The following is a 1,773-nucleotide window of genomic DNA, read 5'->3' as shown; positions in this document are numbered from 1 at the left end:
TACTTGTTGAAATTCATTTATCCAACAAACTTGCTGCAAAGATTACAATAAAATTGATGAAAACCAAACAGAATCGCGAAATTTGATAAAAATAAACCATTCGATTAACATTAAAGTAGAGAAAATCGGACTAATGTCCTCCTTTTCCTTAAAAAACAAAGTTTAGGGATGAAGAAGGTCTGGAATAACCATGCTTTTAACGAGTATTCATAAAAGAAACAAAATCATTCTGTTCCAATTCTTAAATTACTTCATCAAAAATAGGCCATTCTAATAAATCAAGGTTGTTTTCTAACGGTAGAAAAACCTCTTAGAAGAGTGTTTTCGCCTTATTTCATAAATAAGAACAAAGCCATATCCTTATTTCATAAATAAGGTACGTCAAACTTGAAAATCAAAGGGGTAAAACTAAAAAACGGAATGACAGGAGTTCGGAATATACTATTCTATTTAATGACGATCGGTAGCATTTGTCTTTTAACCGGTTGCAGCCGATCAGACGTGCCCATACCACCGGGCCCGCCTACGCCACCGAATCCCGACCCCGATCCTCCGGCAGCTGCAGTTCCCATCCGGCTGAAAACACAGCTATTGAGCCGTGCGGCAATCGAAAACTTCGACAGCACAGCTCTCAACGTCGCCAAAGGGAGCGGCACCCTGCAATTTGACGAGATATGGGAGGCAGTCGCTACAGACTCCGAAATCACATTTGTACCGGAACGCTATTACCCGGCAGACAGTTCGGAAGTATATCTGACCGGTTACTATCCGAAAGGCATTGTGAAAGACGGTTTTGTCGAGTATCATCTCGATGGGGAGACTGACATAATAGCGACAAAGGCACAGTCAGGTTCATTGGTGAATCCTTTCGATAGGCAGGACAGCCTGTTTTCGTTTTCCCATCAATTGTCGCTGCTGAAAATCACGGTTCGACTTGCTGAAAACCGTCCGGAGACCTATTACCTGAAATTCGCGGGGTTGGAGGGCTCTTCGCGGGAAGCCTGGCTCGAATTGTCAAGCGGTGAGCTGTTGTTCGGGACGGAAGCGCCGAAGTTAGTGCTGTATGAGGCGGAGACGGAAACCGGTATGGAAATCTCGACGGAAAGCACCTTTAACAGTAGCTTGCTGGTACAGCCCCGTACGGAGTTGACGGTCGATATTGTGCTGACGCGGGATAACGATCCGGAGCATGACCTGTCATACACCGGCCTCCCCGTACATTTTGAAGGCAGCGGTTCGGAAGGCAATGTCGCCTACAATATCGACATCGTGATCGGCTCGCCCGCCCTGCCGGTCGGACCGGACACTCCGGATGTTCCCGACCCGCCTACTCCACCGGATATCCCGGATGATCCGGACGAACCCGATATTCCGATCCCTCCTGTAATACCGCCAGTGATTCCACCGGTCACGAATCCGTCGATCACGATCACGGCTACTGTTACAAGCTGGGAGGAAGTCTCCGGCGGAAACATAGATTTCAGACCCTCAAATGAATAATAAATAAACAATCAATAAAACAACAACGAACATGAAAACAAATCACATTTTACTAACTGCAGCCCTTCTCCTTTGTGCCGCAAGCTGCACCAAGGAAGCGACCGAGATACCGGACACGAACGACGACAATACCTTATATCCCGTCACGTTCAGCGGGGGGATCGATTTGGTGCAGACGAAGACGGATGATAATAATACGCCAATGCGAAAGGACGTGAAGGCGAAAGTCTGGGTTTGTGCAAGTGATGTTGATCTTTCATCATCATTTACAAG

2 protein-coding genes are annotated in these 1,773 nt (G+C 46.5%); both read left to right on the top strand.

The window, feature by feature from the left end:
- Positions 1 to 420 precede the first annotated feature (420 nt).
- Positions 421 to 1,500, top strand: a complete 1,080-nt coding sequence (locus DWW90_RS20285; RefSeq protein WP_147382461.1) for a fimbrillin family protein — start codon at positions 421 to 423, stop codon at positions 1,498 to 1,500.
- 31 nt (positions 1,501 to 1,531) lie between these two features.
- Positions 1,532 to 1,773 (top strand): hypothetical protein (locus DWW90_RS20280; RefSeq protein WP_147382460.1); only part of this gene is annotated, 242 nt, incomplete at its 3' end.

It is taken from the genome of Parabacteroides sp. AF17-28, from assembly GCF_003479205.1.
In the GTDB taxonomy this organism is placed as follows: Bacteria; Bacteroidota; Bacteroidia; order Bacteroidales; family Tannerellaceae; genus Parabacteroides; species Parabacteroides acidifaciens.
The sequence above is the reverse complement of the archived record's forward strand: the minus strand, read 5'-3'. Positions and strand labels throughout refer to the sequence as shown.